General features: G+C 68.9%; 11 protein-coding genes. 6 read left to right on the top strand and 5 right to left on the bottom strand.

The window, feature by feature from the left end:
* Positions 1 to 45: 45 nt before the first annotated feature.
* Both ACQEVI_RS27125 and ACQEVI_RS27120 read right to left on the bottom strand, forming a co-directional pair.
* Positions 46 to 792 (bottom strand): CPBP family intramembrane glutamic endopeptidase, encoded by a 747-nt coding sequence (locus tag ACQEVI_RS27125; RefSeq protein ID WP_432905517.1) that lies wholly within the window; start codon positions 790 to 792, stop codon positions 46 to 48.
* Between the two features lie 54 nt (positions 793 to 846).
* The gene (locus ACQEVI_RS27120; RefSeq protein WP_432905514.1) at positions 847 to 1,356 is read right to left on the bottom strand and encodes a small multidrug efflux protein; all 510 of its coding nucleotides are present in this window, start codon (positions 1,354 to 1,356) and stop codon (positions 847 to 849) included.
* Positions 1,357 to 1,512: 156 nt separating this feature from the next.
* On the opposite strand from ACQEVI_RS27120, the gene ACQEVI_RS27115 reads away from it, so the two are divergent.
* The 3 genes from ACQEVI_RS27115 (at position 1,513) to ACQEVI_RS27105 (ending at position 5,081) form a co-directional block, all read left to right on the top strand.
* On the top strand, positions 1,513 to 2,319 hold the full coding sequence (locus tag ACQEVI_RS27115) for a MerR family transcriptional regulator (RefSeq protein ID WP_432905512.1): 807 nt from the start codon (positions 1,513 to 1,515) through the stop codon (positions 2,317 to 2,319).
* A gap of 106 nt (positions 2,320 to 2,425) precedes the next feature.
* On the top strand, positions 2,426 to 3,181 hold the full coding sequence (locus ACQEVI_RS27110; protein ID WP_432905510.1) for a GOLPH3/VPS74 family protein: 756 nt from the start codon (positions 2,426 to 2,428) through the stop codon (positions 3,179 to 3,181).
* A 37-nt stretch (positions 3,182 to 3,218) separates the two neighbouring features.
* The gene (locus ACQEVI_RS27105) at positions 3,219 to 5,081 is read left to right on the top strand and encodes a carboxylesterase/lipase family protein (protein WP_432906151.1); all 1,863 of its coding nucleotides are present in this window, start codon (positions 3,219 to 3,221) and stop codon (positions 5,079 to 5,081) included.
* Positions 5,082 to 5,126: 45 nt separating this feature from the next.
* On the opposite strand, the gene ACQEVI_RS27100 is transcribed toward ACQEVI_RS27105, so the two are convergent.
* The 3 genes from ACQEVI_RS27100 to ACQEVI_RS27090 form a co-directional block, all read right to left on the bottom strand.
* A complete protein-coding gene (locus tag ACQEVI_RS27100; protein WP_432905507.1) occupies positions 5,127 to 5,465 on the bottom strand; it encodes an Imm51 family immunity protein in 339 nt (112 codons plus the stop codon).
* A gap of 66 nt (positions 5,466 to 5,531) precedes the next feature.
* A complete protein-coding gene (locus ACQEVI_RS27095; protein WP_432905504.1) occupies positions 5,532 to 6,548 on the bottom strand; it encodes a sodium:calcium antiporter in 1,017 nt (338 codons plus the stop codon).
* Positions 6,549 to 6,567: 19 nt separating this feature from the next.
* The gene (locus ACQEVI_RS27090; RefSeq protein WP_432905501.1) at positions 6,568 to 6,933 is read right to left on the bottom strand and encodes a hypothetical protein; all 366 of its coding nucleotides are present in this window, start codon (positions 6,931 to 6,933) and stop codon (positions 6,568 to 6,570) included.
* Between the two features lie 328 nt (positions 6,934 to 7,261).
* Here ACQEVI_RS27090 and ACQEVI_RS27085 point away from each other — a divergent pair, with 328 nt between their 5' ends.
* The 3 genes from ACQEVI_RS27085 (at position 7,262) to ACQEVI_RS27075 (ending at position 13,662) form a co-directional block, all read left to right on the top strand.
* Complete coding sequence (locus tag ACQEVI_RS27085; protein ID WP_432905498.1) at positions 7,262 to 9,427, top strand: trypsin-like serine protease; 2,166 nt, start codon at positions 7,262 to 7,264, stop codon at positions 9,425 to 9,427.
* A gap of 98 nt (positions 9,428 to 9,525) precedes the next feature.
* Complete coding sequence (locus ACQEVI_RS27080) at positions 9,526 to 10,017, top strand: hypothetical protein (protein ID WP_432905495.1); 492 nt, start codon at positions 9,526 to 9,528, stop codon at positions 10,015 to 10,017.
* Between the two features lie 144 nt (positions 10,018 to 10,161).
* Positions 10,162 to 13,662, top strand: a complete 3,501-nt coding sequence (locus ACQEVI_RS27075) for a hypothetical protein (RefSeq protein ID WP_432905493.1) — start codon at positions 10,162 to 10,164, stop codon at positions 13,660 to 13,662.
* The last annotated feature ends 68 nt before the right edge of the window (positions 13,663 to 13,730 follow it).

Below are 13,730 nucleotides of genomic sequence, written 5' to 3'. Positions count from 1 at the left end.
GTGTCCACCCCTACTGACATTCAAGGCCCGGGCCCTGCCACGTTGTCAACCGTGGCGTTCCTTCGCCAGGAGGACCACGGCTACGACAACGCCTGCGATCCCGATGAACGGGGCAGCGAGTCCGGCGTAAGGAAGGCTCGATGAGAACGTCGAGAAATCCCACAGGCCATGCAGGACCATTGCGGGGACCAGCGACCCCGTCGAGCGGAACGCCAGGTAGTAGACGGAGCCAAGTCCGAACTGGATGAGGACCTGAAGGAACGCGAGCGAACCGATACCGAAGAAGAAGTTGGGCAGGTGCAGCAGCGCGAACAGAGTGGTGGAGAAGAACCAGACACCCACTTCCCCAAATCGACTGCGCAACGCGACGAAGAGCTGACCGCGTGCGGCCACTTCTTCGTTGAACCCAACCAGGACGCTGCCGACGAGGAGGAGGATCCACATCGTCGTCGTCACTCTGGAGAACTCACCGAACACCAGATTGAGGATCGCGGCCGCGGCCATGATTGCCGGCACCACGGCAGCACCTCTCGGGAGCCGCCTCGTCTCTCGCAGTGTTGGTCGCCACCATCCGAAGATCGAGATGACGATCAAGAGAACGACGAGACCACCGGCGAGGGGTGCCACGTACCATCTCAGCAGGGTTTCCTCGCTCTCCCCGACGCGGGCGTAGTCGATTCCGTTGACGACCCAGATGGCGTAGAAGGCCGCGAGGTAGGCGACAAATACCGAGAGGCCCAGCCAGACCCGAGGACGGACGCGCAAGGTCGTCGTGCCAGAGTTCTTGTGCATGGTTGCAGCGAAAACCATGTTGCCCGCACAGGGTCAAGTCGGAGGCCTCCTGCGCTACACGCCGACGACGAACGTCAGCGCGGCCCACATCGATACCGTCGAAGCCGTCGTCCAGAGGACGATCGCCACGCCCTGCCACAGCAGCACCCAGCCCCGTGGCGTTCCGCCGGCGACGAGTAGCGCCGACGTGAACTGGGTGGGAATCGCCAGCGGGCCGAGGATGCTCGCTCCAGGCACGCCGAATCGCACGAGCCACCTCTTGAACTTCCGCTGTCCCTTCGACTCGGGCTTGGCAGGACCACGCACACCCTTCCGATCCATCACTGCTGTACGTGCCCGGGAGCTGAGGGACACCACGAGCAGCACGCAGATGAAGTTGCCTGATGCGGCAGCTACAGCCGCGATGACTGGATTGAGCCCGCCAGCGACGCCGATCAGCGCCGCGACCTCCCCCTCGATGAACGGAACCGCGGCGGCGAGCATGAGGACAAGCGGCTGGACGATCTCAGGCACCTGAGACACAAGCTCCTGGAAATTCCCGACAAGCTCCTCGATGGCGGTCATTGAAGCGTTCCTCTCTACGGTCGGCGCGGTTCGCCGACAACCACACGTAGTAGAGGTTGTGTTCCCGGAACATGGTCAAGCCTGCCGGGGAAGAGGGGCAGCCGCCTCGATGTTCCCTCTTCCACGTCAGACAACGGTTGACCGTGTGGCAGGGACATGGTGTGTCCTGCAGATCACTCGGACGAGGAGAAGCGGAGAGGACGAGACATGCCATGGAGCACTCGCGAGCTGGCAGAGCTGGCGGGAACAACGGTGAACACGGTTCGGCACTATCACCGGGTCGGGCTGCTCGACGAACCTGAGCGTCGCTACAACGGATACAAGCTGTACGGGGTCGGGCACCTGGTGAGTCTCCTTCGGATCCGACGCCTCGCCGACCTGGGCCTTCCGCTCTCGGGGATCGGCGATGTCAGCGCAGGAGCCGATCGCGTACCGGACGCTCTCCGTGACCTCGACGCCGAGCTCCGAGCTCACATCGAACGCCTGACGAAGGCGCGGGAAGACATCGCCGCGATCCTCCGTGAACAGTCACCGGCGCACACACCTGCCGGGTTCGCTTCCGTGGCATCGAGGCTGTCCGAAGCTGATAGCTCGATGATCCACATCTACACGCAGCTGTACGACGAGGAAGCGCTCGCCGACGTTCAGAAGATGGCTGAGGCTGACACCGAAGGTCTCAGCGCTGACATCGACCAGCTTCCGGCCGACGCGGACGAGGAGACACGGCGGGCACTCGCCGAGAGACTCGCGAAGACTCTTGCGCAGAATCTCATCGACTATCCGTGGTTGACCGACCCCGCCGCACACCTCTCCAAGAGCGGACTCGTCACGGCGGAGACGTTCGTGGAGGCGGTGACGGAGCTGTACAACCCAGCGCAGCTGGATGTCCTCGTCCGTGCCAACGCGCTCGCACGCGAGCAACTGCCCGGTGGGCCGGCAGAGCAACCGTCCGAGAGCAGTTGACTGTGTTCCGACGACAGGCCCTTGGATGGCACCAGACGGCCGCAGGGACCGACTTGAACACGCAGACGGCCTGACACCGATCAAGGGTGAGGAAGGGATCGAGCAAATGACCGAGCAACAGCGACCCGAGCGGGTGAATGCCTCGAGCGACTCGGAAGAGCCTGCCACGCTCCGGGACCGGACCTTGGTGGAGGACCTGCTCCTGCTTCTCTTCCAGCCGAGTTCCGGTCGCCAGGGAGATGCGGGGAACATCGCCGGCGAGACCACGCTCTACTGGGTCCTCGCCGGCGCGGTGCTCGCGGAGCTAGGGCTCCGCGGCCACGTCCGAACCGGAACCACGCGGATCGGCACGATGACCGTAGAGGCTGTCGCCGACAACCCTCCGTCCGACGACCTGCTTCGTTCGAGCTGGGAGTATGTCGCTCGCACGTCGCGAAGCGTGCAGACGGTCCTCGCTGCGACGGGACCCGCCTTGCGCGAACCGGTGCTGGACCGACTCGTCGAGCGTGGTGACCTCCACCGCCGCACGCGGAAGGCGCTCGGCCTGTTCCAGACCTCAGTGCTCCAGCAGGGGGACACCGGGCGCCGTGACGGCCTACTCGCTGAGGTCCGTGCTGTGCTCGTCGACGGCGCGGAGCCCACGGAACGCACCGCGGCGCTGACAGCGCTCCTTTATGGCAGCGGAACACTGCCTCAGTTCGACCGCGACATCCCGTGGACCTCTCCCGTCATCGCCCGCGCCGAAGAACTCAAGGACGGCAACTGGGGAGCGGAGGCTGCGGCCAAGGCCGTGGCACGCACCGTGACCGCGACCATCGTGAACAACGTCATCGTCGCCGCGGCTGTGCTACCTCGCGGATAGCGCGACAAGGAAGGAAGACAAGGAACACATCGTGGAAATGACTGCGCAGGCAGCTCCTCGCAAGCCCGGTCCAGGTCCCTCGCGGCGCTCCGCCTGGTTCTGGGCGCCGCTCGTCCTCCTGGTCGCACTCGTGCTGGTGCTCGGCTGGCTGAACAAGACGCCGTGGTGGGGCTGGGGCCTGGTCGCGGTGCTCCTGGTCGCGCTGGTGTTCTCCGCCCCTCGGTGGCTGCGGCGTGGGGTCGTGCTCCGGGTGGGGGCGTGGCTGGTGGCAGGCGCCGTCGTGGCCGGAACAGTCGTGCTCGCCCATCCGGGACCGCAGTTCAGGGTGGCAGGCGGTGCAGAACGGGAGGCGACGCAGCCGGTCGAGACGGCGGAAGGTCCGGTGACCGGCGTGCGCAACGATGCAGGCACGGTCGAGATCTTCGCGGGGGTGCCCTATGCCCAGCCTCCGGTCGGTGAACTGCGGTGGCGGGCGCCGCGCCCCCTGGAGCCGCGGTCCAGCGTGCTCGTTGCCGACCGCTTCTCGGCGGCGCCCGTGCAGGCCACCACGACCTTCGCCAGCAGGGCGTTGTCCCGGACCCTCGACATCCCGCTGGAGGACACGTTCCTCAACCCCTACCCGGTCAGCGAGGACAGCCTCTACCTCAACATCTGGCGTGCCACGCGGCCCGCGTCCACCGAGCTGCCCGTACTCGTCTATGTCCCTGGCGGCGGCTTCGCCACCGGATCGGGTGCCCTGCCCCTGTACGACGGCGAGGCGCTGGCTTCCACCGGAGAAGCGATCGTGATCACGATCAACTACCGGCTGGGCGTCATGGGGTTCCTCTCCCACCCGGAGCTGGCCGCCGAGTCGTCCTACGGCGCATCGGGCAACTACGGGATCCTGGACCAGATCGCAGCTCTGGAGTGGGTGCGGCAGAACATCGCCGCCTTCGGTGGCGATGCTGACCGGGTGACGGTCGCCGGCGAGTCAGCGGGCGGCGAGAGCGTGTGCATCCTGGGGGCAACGCCCCTCGCCGATGGGCTGTTCGACGGCATCATCGGTAGCAGCGGCGCCTGCATGGGCACCGAGGGGAACACCGAGGACGGCGACCAGAGCGACTCGCGTTCGGTCGCGGAGGATGCCGGCGAGCGTCTGGCCCAGGAGCTCGGGGTGGACACGGTGGCCCAGCTGCGGGGGCTGCCCGTCGACCGGATCACGGAGGCCGCCACGGCCGTCGGACCGCACTGGCGGCCTTCCGTCGACGGGCATGTCCTGGACCGCAGCCCGGCGGACATCTACGCGGCGGGCGACCAGCTCGACGTCCCGACGATGGTGGGCAGCAACGCGGACGAGGACTCCCTGATCCGGGCCTTCCCTCCGGAGCCGATGACCCCCGAGGAGTACCGCGCGACCGCACGGCAGGACCACGGCGACGAGGTGGAGACCTACCTCGACCTGTACCCCGGCGGGACCGAGGAGCAGGTGCTCGACTCGATGCTGCAGGCGCAGGCCGACCGCGTGTTCACGCGCGCGATGTACCGCTGGGCACGGCTGCAGACGCAGAGCGGCCAGGCGCCCGCCTACCTGTACTTCTTCACGCACACCCCGCCTGACGAGGGCCTGGAGGAGTACGGGGCGTACCACGGCGCGGAGGTCATGTACGCCTTCGACAACCTGGGCGCCGACGGAGCGGCGGAGTACGGCGAGGCGGACCATGTGCTGCGTGACCAGCTCAGCGGCTACTGGCTGAACTTCGTCCGGACAGGTGACCCCAACGGGGCTGGGCTGCCCGTATGGTCCACGTTCACCGACGCCCCGGAACAGGTCATGCAGCTTGGCGTCCCCAGCGGGATGACGTCCCGTCCACGGCCCGTGGCGATCGACTACTGGATGAGCTATCGGGGACCGATCGCCTGATGGCATGACATGGACTCATGACGGAGTGCTGGCGCGCTACGCCGCTCAGTCGTCGAAATCGAACCCGTCCGCGTCGGCCGCAGTGACCAGGCTTCGCATCTTGTCGCCGTCCGTGGCGACGGCGTCCAGCAGCTCGCCCAATGCTTCGAGCGCGGCTCGGTCCTCGCTGTAGGCGCAGAACGTGTCGCCCTCCGGGTCGTACTCGAACCGGCTCTCGAGCGAAGGAGCCTCGGTAGCGACGAGCCTGCGCGCGACGCCCTCCCAGAAGTATCCGTTCGGCTCGTGCTCAAGTTCCTCGACCAGTGCGTCGACCGGCGTCGTCCCTGCGTTCAGCAGCAACGAGAACTTCCCGGGGGTGGTCTCTACCAGCTTCGATACCGTCATGTGCCGGAACCTAGCACCGGTGACCGACACTGCCGCACTGGACGATCGGACGCTGCTTCATCGCAGCTAGAACGCGAGCACCAGGACCGTCGCGCCGTAGGCCAGGACCAGTCCGATGCCTTCGAACCCGACCCTGCCTGGTCCGCGGTTCTGGCGGACGAGGAGCCCGGCAACGACGACAACGGTCATCAGGACGCTGGCGACCGTGAGGAAGAGCGAGTCCGGGGTGGCTGCGTGGTAGATCGAGCCGCCGGTGTAGAAGGCGTCGCCGATCGCGACGTTGAGCACGTCGAGCGTGTTGCCGCCCAGGACGGCGGCGATCGCGAGGGTCAGTGCGCCGCGCCGGACGGCCGCGATGGCGGTCACGGTCTCGGGCAGGGCGTTGACGGCGCCCATCAGGACGGCGCCGACGAAGCCCTCGCTCAGCGCGGTTTCGGCCACGATCCGCTCGGCGGCCCAGGCGATCGCAGCGCCGCCTGTTCCGACGACGAGCCCGATGGCGGCGAACTCGGTCCACAGGCCCCGCAGGCGCCGGCCCGGGGCGGTGTTCTCGTCCGCTGTGTCCTGGCGTGTCTGTTCCGTCTTGACCGCGCGCCACATGGGCCGGGCTGCTGAGCGGCGGACCAGGAGAAGTCCCGCGCCGTAGACGGTGACGAGCACCAGGCTGGCCGGGTGGATGGGGCCCAGCATGAGCTCCGGGGAGAAGCTGCCCATGAGGGTGATGGCGAGCATGGCCAGGAGCAGGCAGCCGAAGAGCATGTTGGGCAGGGACGCGGCAGCGTGCTCGAGGTTGGACCTGCGGTAGAAGAGGTCAGCGATGGCGATCGCGAACGTCTGTGCGGCGACGCCGCCGACGGCGTTGGAGTAGGCGAGCTCCGGGTAGCCGTCGGCGGCGGACACCGCGGTCATGACGATGCCGCTGAGCGAGGTGAAGACGCCGAAGAACACGGCGCCGAAGATCGCCTCGCCCCAGCCGGTGCGGTCGGCGAGGACGTCGCCGAGCCCGGCCAGCCGGACGCTGCCCAGCACCGTGATCAAGGCGGCACCGGCGAAGACGAGGATCGCGAGCAGCAGCGGTGTCATCCGGTCCTTTCTGGCTGGCCTACCTCAGCAGCTGATCCGCCACGACCGACAGTCGTACCTGGTTCCCGTCGACAGCGGCGATCTGGTCTGCTTCGACGTAGCGGTGTCCGGAGAAGAGTCCGCTGGCGTCGATCCGGACGTACCCCAGGCGGACGAGACGCTCCTGCGCCTGCTGGGTCATCTCGCTGTCGCCGCGAAATGCTTCGGCGATCCACACGACCGGGCCACCGGGCTGGTCGGGCGACTGGCCGGTGCCGGTGACAGCACCTGCGTCGGCCATGTGGACCTCATCGACGGTCCCGACGGTCTCACCGCCGGCATCGATGACGGTCATCCCCTCGGTGACCTCGCGGATCGGTCCCGTCGGTCCTGTGAACTCGGTCATGGTCATTCCCTTCGTCGCCTTCCCTGAACATCGATGCTGCCCTGTCGCATGCGAGCTCGCACCTGACCAGCGGAACCCCTGTTCGTTGCCTCGGTCGCCATGAGCGGGGGCTACAAGGTTTCTGCATGTTTCCTGCAAGGCCCGCTCGGCATGGTGATACCTGCCGCTGCGGACACGGTCGCCGTCCTCCACCACAACTGGTAGCAAAGCCGGTCCCGCTTCCGCCGAGGCACTCGAGCTCTGCCGAAAGCAGAGCGGGAAGCGGCTACGACACGGTGGAGCTGAGATGAAGAAGAGATCGTCCCCCCGCGCGTCAATGAAGAGGGCGGTGGTTGCCGCCGCGGGCATCTTGCTGGCCGCCCCTCTGCTTGCCGCACCGGCGGCGGCCGTTGTCGGTACCGCGGACGGGAACGCGGCGTACGCGTTCACCGCACGACTCGACATCGGCGACAGCGAGCGGGCCTGCAGCGGCGCGCTCGTCTCGGACCGCTGGATCCTCACGGCGGCGAGCTGCTTCGTGGACGACCCGGCCGCGGGTATCGGCGTGCCGGACGGCCCTCCCGAGCTCCCGACGGTCGCCACCATCGGCCGGGTAGACCTGACGAGCAGCGCCGGCCAGGAGCGCAAGGTCATCGAGCTCGTCCCGCACGAGACACGGGATCTCGTCGTGGCGCGGCTCGATCGGGCGGTCGACGGCATCGACCCGGTGGCGATCGCGTCGTCGGCGCCTACGAGGGCAGACGAGCTCCTGCTCGCCGGATTCGGTCGTACGGCGACCGAGTGGGCACCCCTGGCCCTGCACACCGGGGCGTTCGGCGTGGACGCTGTCGCGGGCAGCGAGATCACGATCTCCGGGAACGACGGCGCCTCGGTCTGCGCCGGAGACACCGGTGCGCCCGTCCTGCGGGGCGGCGAGCTCGTCGCGGTCGCCAGCAGGTCCTGGCAGGCCGGCTGCTGGGGGGTAGACCCGGACGAGACCCGGAACACCGCGATCGGCGTCCGGGCCGACGACGTGACCGGCTGGATCACCGACGCGTTGGACAAGCCGAGGATCGTCGACTTCAACTGCGACGGTGTGCGCGACCTCGCGATCGCGGACCCTGAGGCGACCGTAGGCGGTCTTGCCCGGGCCGGCGCGGTTCGGATCATCTACGGGGGTTCCGGGGACACGATGCTGATCACTCAGGCATCACCTGGCGTAGCCGGGAATCCCGAGCCCAACGACCGGTTCGGCTACAGCCTCGCGACCTTCGACAAGAACCAGGACGGGTGCACGGACCTGGTGGTCGGGACACCGTACGAACATCTGGACGGCGCGAGCGATGCCGGGTGGGTGGAGATCATCCACGGCTCGCGGGAGGGCCTGACCAACGGGCCGGCGGATGTCACGTATGCGCAGGGGCAAGGGGAGGGCTCGCTCGGCGTGTCCGCTCCTGAGGCCGGGGACCTGCTGGGTTACTCCGTGGCGGCCGGGCACGCACGTGACGGGACGCCGTGGCTGGTGATGGGCGTACCGGGTGAGAGCCTGGGTTCCACCGCTACCGCCGGAATGATCCTCTACAGCCTGGGATCGATGGCTCCGCGGGCCGTCCACCAGGATGTCGAAGGCGTCGAAGGCGGGGTCGAGGCGGGTGACCGGTTCGGGCAGGTCGTCACGGGCGACAGCCACTTCTTCGCCGTAGGGGTGCCGTACGAGTCCATCGGTAGTGATGCTGACTCGGGTCTCGTGCACGTGTTCGAGCACCGTCTCAACAGCGAGGGCCGGCCCGTGCAGTTCATGGCGATCCAGCAGAACACCGCCGGTGTCAGTGGAGCGTCGGAGCCCGGGGACGAGTTCGGTGGCGCGCTCGACATGACGGAGTATCGCCCCTCGGGCGCTGCGTCGCCAACCGATTCGCTCCTGGCCGTCGGAGCGCCAGGAGAGTCGCTCGTCCATCCGGAGAACGGCGGCGACCGCGACGGCGCGGGGCGGGTCGCGACGTTCCACCTGCGGTCGAGTGGTGGCTGGGCCCAGGTCGGCGACGTCGGTCAAGACGTCGAGGGCGTGTCCGGCGGGCCGGAGCAGAACGATCACTTCGGTGCGTCCGTGGTGATCACGAGCACGGATCCGGCAGACGCCTCAGGGGACACGATGGTCCTTGCCGCGGGTGTGCCGGACGAGGACCCGGCTGTTCTTCGCGACACCGGTGCCGTCCAGGTGTTCGCCGGGCTCGACTCGTTCAGGGGGCCGGTCGAGAACCAGTTCTGGCTGGAGCCGGGACGTGGAGGCCTTCCCGGCAGTCCCGGAGCCGGCGAGCGGGTCGGACAAGCCTTGACGGGCACCGACGAGCATCTCTACGTCGGTATGCCCGACGGCCCGTCGAATCACGGATCGGTCCATGCCGTCCCCTGGAGCAACGTGACGGGCGGCACCACGCGAGCCGTGACCACCTACCAGCCCGGTACCGGAGACATCCCGGCGACGGGCGTCGCGTTCGGTTCCTCGATCCAGTGATCTGACGGCGAGCGGTGCGGCCGGGCGATCGGCTGCACCACCTCGCCTGGAAGGAGCAAGTCATGCCACGAACAACTCGCCGGAACTCAGGAGTGACCATGAGATACCTGTCCAGGGCCGGCATCGCCGCGGGGATCACCGCCGCCGCGATCGCCACCTTCCTCGCTGCCCCCGCGATGGCGGACGCGGTGCGGAACGAGGTCGTCGCCGACGACCTCCCACCGTTCGCGGTGGAGACCTTCGACTACCCGCGGTCGGCTGAGATCTTCGAGGAGCAGGGTTTCCTGCTCAAGCGGGGCGACGGCCACATCGTTCTGGCCGAGTGCGGGAGTGAGGAGAACCTTCTGACGCTGCTCGCTCGTGGTCGGGACGACGTGTGCTTCCGGACCACCGGTACCGAGGGTTTCCTGAGCCTGGAGCTCGATTCGGTCTATGGGGTGCGGACCAACGACTCCGACAACACCCATCTCGAGATGACCGCCGAGGGCGCTGAGGTCGAGTACGACATCCCAGCGGACACCTGGGAGGGCGTCGGCGAGGCCGTCGACGGCCGGGAGCACGTCCTTGTCGAGATACGGGTGACGCAGTAGCGCACGTCGCGATCTGTCCGGGTCGCGCGGCGCGGTTCGGCCGTGCCGCACGACCCCACCGAGCACGACTCAGGAAGACGCGGGGCGAGCAGAGAGAGAATCGTGATGCCACAGGATTCACCATGGGTGTTGAACAGACGTCAGATGCTGACCGTTATCGCCGGGGTGGCGGCCGTCGGCGCACTACCCACTTGCACGATCGGCGCCCGCACTGCCTACGCGGCGAGGGGCCCCGTTACTGGGGCCGTCCCAGCAGGCACGGGCCTTCCGGACACCGAACGTGGCCAGGTCGTCCGGGCGTACCGGAAGGGCGGACGTGCTGTCCGTACCGCTGCCGCGGCGGCGCTCGTGGGCAGCGCGGCAGACGTGACGGCGTTCCTCTCCCGGACGCTGACCGTGGCCAAGGCCGAGGACCACCGGTTCACGCTCCTGGAGGCACTGGACACGGCGGGCAGGGCGACCCGTGGGGGTATCGGGACTGCGTTGTCCGGCGGGGGAGCAGCGATCGAGACCTTCCTGCAGGGCGGGTTCGAGACCGCGGTGCACGAGGATCTCGAGGTGGCCGTCACGACGGTCATGGCCCACGGCGGTCCCGCGGTGCGACGCGAGGCATCCGCGGCGCTGCAAGCAGAGTCGACGTTCGAGCTTCGTGCCTTCCTGAGCGACCGGCAGTACGCCGCCCAGGACGAGGACGACCGTCTTGAGGTGATGTCGATACTTACGACGGCGTCACCGGAGGTGCGCGAGTACGCCGAGCGAGCTCTGGACGACGGCACACCCAGGGCGATCCGGTGGTTCCTGGCATCGGGCCAGCACATCGCCCGGGCGCGGGACGAGGAGTCGGCGACGATCGAGCAGCTGGTCGAGGTCGTGGAGGCAGAGGGACGACGCGCGGCGCGGAAGACTGACGAGGCTGTCGAGATGTCGAGCCAGGCGGTCGAGGCTGCCGAGAAGGCGAAGGCCGCCGCGCTGGAGGCGAAGGCCGAGGCCGAGGCCGCAGAGCGCGACGTCGAACGTTCGGCCCGGGCGGCGAACCAGGCGGCGCAGGCTGCCAGGGGCGCTGCCGCGGCCGCGTCGACGGCAGTGCAGGCATCGCGGACGGCGCAGGCGGCTGCTCAGCGTTCGGTGGCTGCCGCGCAGGCGGCGGCCGCAGCGGCGGCATCGGCGGGGCGCGCTGCGGCACGTGCGTACGGCGCGGCGATCGCAGCGTCCGGTGATGCCTCGAAGGCGGCGGCAGCCAGGGCCGCAGCCCAGATCGCCCGGCGGATGGTCGACGTCGTCCGCTCGGCCGCGTCGAAGGCCGGGCTCGCAGCGGCGGCGGCCGATCAGGCGGGTGCGGCGGGTGCGGCTGCTGCCAGTTCGGCGAATCACGCGGCTGCTGCCGCCCGGGCGACGGCCGAGGCGGCTGTGGCGGCTGGGGCGGCGCGGTCCGAGGCTGCCGCCGCTCAGCAGGCCGCTGCCGTGGCCGAGGCTGCGGCTGCCAGGGCGACTCAGGCCGCGAACAGGTCGCAGGCGCTGGCCGGACAGGCGGCCGCTGCCGCCCGTGTCGCGCAAAGAGCGGCCACCAGCGCTGCCGACCATGCCGAGAATGCGGCCGATGCCGCGGAGGAAGCGGCTGATCACGCCGGCGAGGCGGTTGACTACGCCAACCGGTCCACGCTTGCCGCCAGAGCGGCTGTCGAGGCGGCGAACGCGGCTGCCGACGCGGTCGCCGAGGCAGGCGACGTCGAGCAGGCGGCTCGCGAGGCCGAGCTCGCCCGCCTGACCGAACAGACCGAAGAGGCGATCGAGCTGGCCCGCCTGCGGGCTGACACGGAGACCGGTGAGCGCGAGCGTGCCAACCGGGAGCGGACGCAGGAGGCTCGGCTGTCCGAAGAGATCCGGACACTCCTCAGCTCCGCGGAGTCGGCGCTGCGGGACGGTGCGGTCGAGCAAGCCGCGGTGACCGGGCGCCAGGCAGCGGCCCAGCTCGTCGACCGGTCCGGTACCTGGACCCGGGAAGCGGCGGAGTTCGCGCTGGCAGGCTCGGACGAGGACGTCGTCCACTGGATCGAGGCCGACCGCGTCATCGCTCTGCAGCAGGACAACGCCGAGAACGTCGCCGCGACAGCTGCGGTGTCCACGAAGCGTGTGGCCACAGCGGCTGCGAGAGCCCTCCAGTCGGGGGACCCCGCGACGATCAGGTCGTTCCTCGACCACGGTGCCGTCGTCGCGGCCAAGGACGACAACCGGGTCGAGGTGTTCACGATCCTGGCCAGCGACAGCACCGGTCCCGCGGTCCGGCGCGCCGCCGAGGCTGCCCTTGAACGGGGGACTGCCGAGGCCCTGCACGTCTTCTTGAACGTCGAACTGGCCGCTGCCGTACGGGAGGACGACCGAGTGGCGGCTGCCACCCTTCTGGCGAACGGCGGCCCCTATGTCAAGGCGGCGGCCCAGATCGCGCTCGAGGGCGACACGCACATGCTTCACGAGTTCATCCGGACCACGCAGCACGACTTCGCACGGATCGACCACGATCACGCCACGCACATCAGCGCAGTCCGCGCGTCGATCGCGCGTGCGGCCAAGATCGCCGCGGACGCACAGGAGGACGCGGCACGAGCCTCCGAGGCGGCGGCCATCGCACGCCGCGCCGCCGCCGAAGCCGCCGAGTGGGCCGATCGTGCTGCTGGCTACGCGGCCGACGCCGCCCAGTCCGCTCGGGAGGCGCGAGACAACGCCACGGCCGCCGAGCGATCCGCAGCCGACGCGGCGCGATCCGCCGAGACCGCACGTCAGGCAGCCGCCGCGGCGCGCCAGGCGAGCAAGGTGGCCAGGCACGCGACGACTCGCGCCGTGCGGTCAGCCACGATGGCCGCCTCCTACGCCCTCGACGCCCAGGCCTCGGCGACGGTTGCCCGGAACGCGGCCCTCGCGGCGGGCATGGATGCGAGAGCCGCCGCCCAGGCCGCGTTCGAAGCTCGGACTCTCGCCATCGAGGCCGCACTGCGCGAGGCGGCCCAGGCTGCGGCGGACAACGCGACCGTCCCTGTCGGGGACGGCGAGGACGACCTCCCGCCCGGGGCGGAAAGCTGCCTGACGCCGTTCGGTGATCCCTTGCAGTCGGGCAACGACTTCAACCCGTGGGAGCTGGGATGGGACTGGCTCAACGGCCGCGGTTCCAGGTCGCAGTGCTTCGGTCCGGACGACCCGTTTACCGCGCTCTACCGAGAGGATGACGACACGCAGCGGGTGCTTGCCATAATGCTCGAACTTCAGCGCGGTAACACCGAGTGGGAGTACGAGCTCGGCCGCACCTATGCCTGGGACTACGACCTCGGGGGCTTCGAGGGCATCAGCACCTACCTCGGAGACCTCGGGGCGTGGAACTCGCTCGGGCAGACGGGAAACCTCGCGTACACGTACCTGGGCTCGCACGACGTCAGGATGACTCCCATTCGCGAGAACCCGGACGGCTCCGTGGTCTGGCGATACACCGCGTACAACGAGTCGGACATCGAGTCAGCGACCCATCCGCCCATCATCGGCTACACCGACTGGTGGAGCGACTCAGTCGGTTCGCTGGTCGATGACATCGTCGGCGACTCCGGGCCGATGTCGCGGACGACCCAGGTCATCCAGTTCGAAGTGACCTTGGGCCCGTGATGGGGGAGAAGACAGACGGACGATGGCTCGCCGCAGCTCTGGCCGTTCCCACGATTCGCCTCACCGGA

The sequence above is a fragment of the Promicromonospora sp. CA-289599 genome, from assembly GCF_050936155.1.
Taxonomy (GTDB): domain Bacteria; phylum Actinomycetota; class Actinomycetes; order Actinomycetales; family Cellulomonadaceae; genus Promicromonospora.
Note: the sequence above shows the minus strand (reverse complement) of the source record. Positions and strands in the feature narration are given on the sequence as shown.

Excerpts from the sequence above, each read along its gene's own strand:
- ACQEVI_RS27125 (WP_432905517.1), bottom strand. The coding sequence starts at position 792 with ATGCACAAGAACTCTGGCACGACGACCTTGCGCGTCCGTCCTCGGGTC.
- ACQEVI_RS27120 (WP_432905514.1), bottom strand. The coding sequence starts at position 1,356 with ATGACCGCCATCGAGGAGCTTGTCGGGAATTTCCAGGAGCTTGTGTCT.
- ACQEVI_RS27115 (WP_432905512.1), top strand. The coding sequence starts at position 1,513 with ATGGTGTGTCCTGCAGATCACTCGGACGAGGAGAAGCGGAGAGGACGA.
- ACQEVI_RS27110 (WP_432905510.1), top strand. The coding sequence starts at position 2,426 with ATGACCGAGCAACAGCGACCCGAGCGGGTGAATGCCTCGAGCGACTCG.
- ACQEVI_RS27105 (WP_432906151.1), top strand. The coding sequence starts at position 3,219 with ATGACTGCGCAGGCAGCTCCTCGCAAGCCCGGTCCAGGTCCCTCGCGG.
- ACQEVI_RS27100 (WP_432905507.1), bottom strand. The coding sequence starts at position 5,465 with ATGACGGTATCGAAGCTGGTAGAGACCACCCCCGGGAAGTTCTCGTTG.
- ACQEVI_RS27095 (WP_432905504.1), bottom strand. The coding sequence starts at position 6,548 with ATGACACCGCTGCTGCTCGCGATCCTCGTCTTCGCCGGTGCCGCCTTG.
- ACQEVI_RS27090 (WP_432905501.1), bottom strand. The coding sequence starts at position 6,933 with ATGACCGAGTTCACAGGACCGACGGGACCGATCCGCGAGGTCACCGAG.
- ACQEVI_RS27080 (WP_432905495.1), top strand. The coding sequence starts at position 9,526 with ATGAGATACCTGTCCAGGGCCGGCATCGCCGCGGGGATCACCGCCGCC.
- ACQEVI_RS27075 (WP_432905493.1), top strand. The coding sequence starts at position 10,162 with ATGCTGACCGTTATCGCCGGGGTGGCGGCCGTCGGCGCACTACCCACT.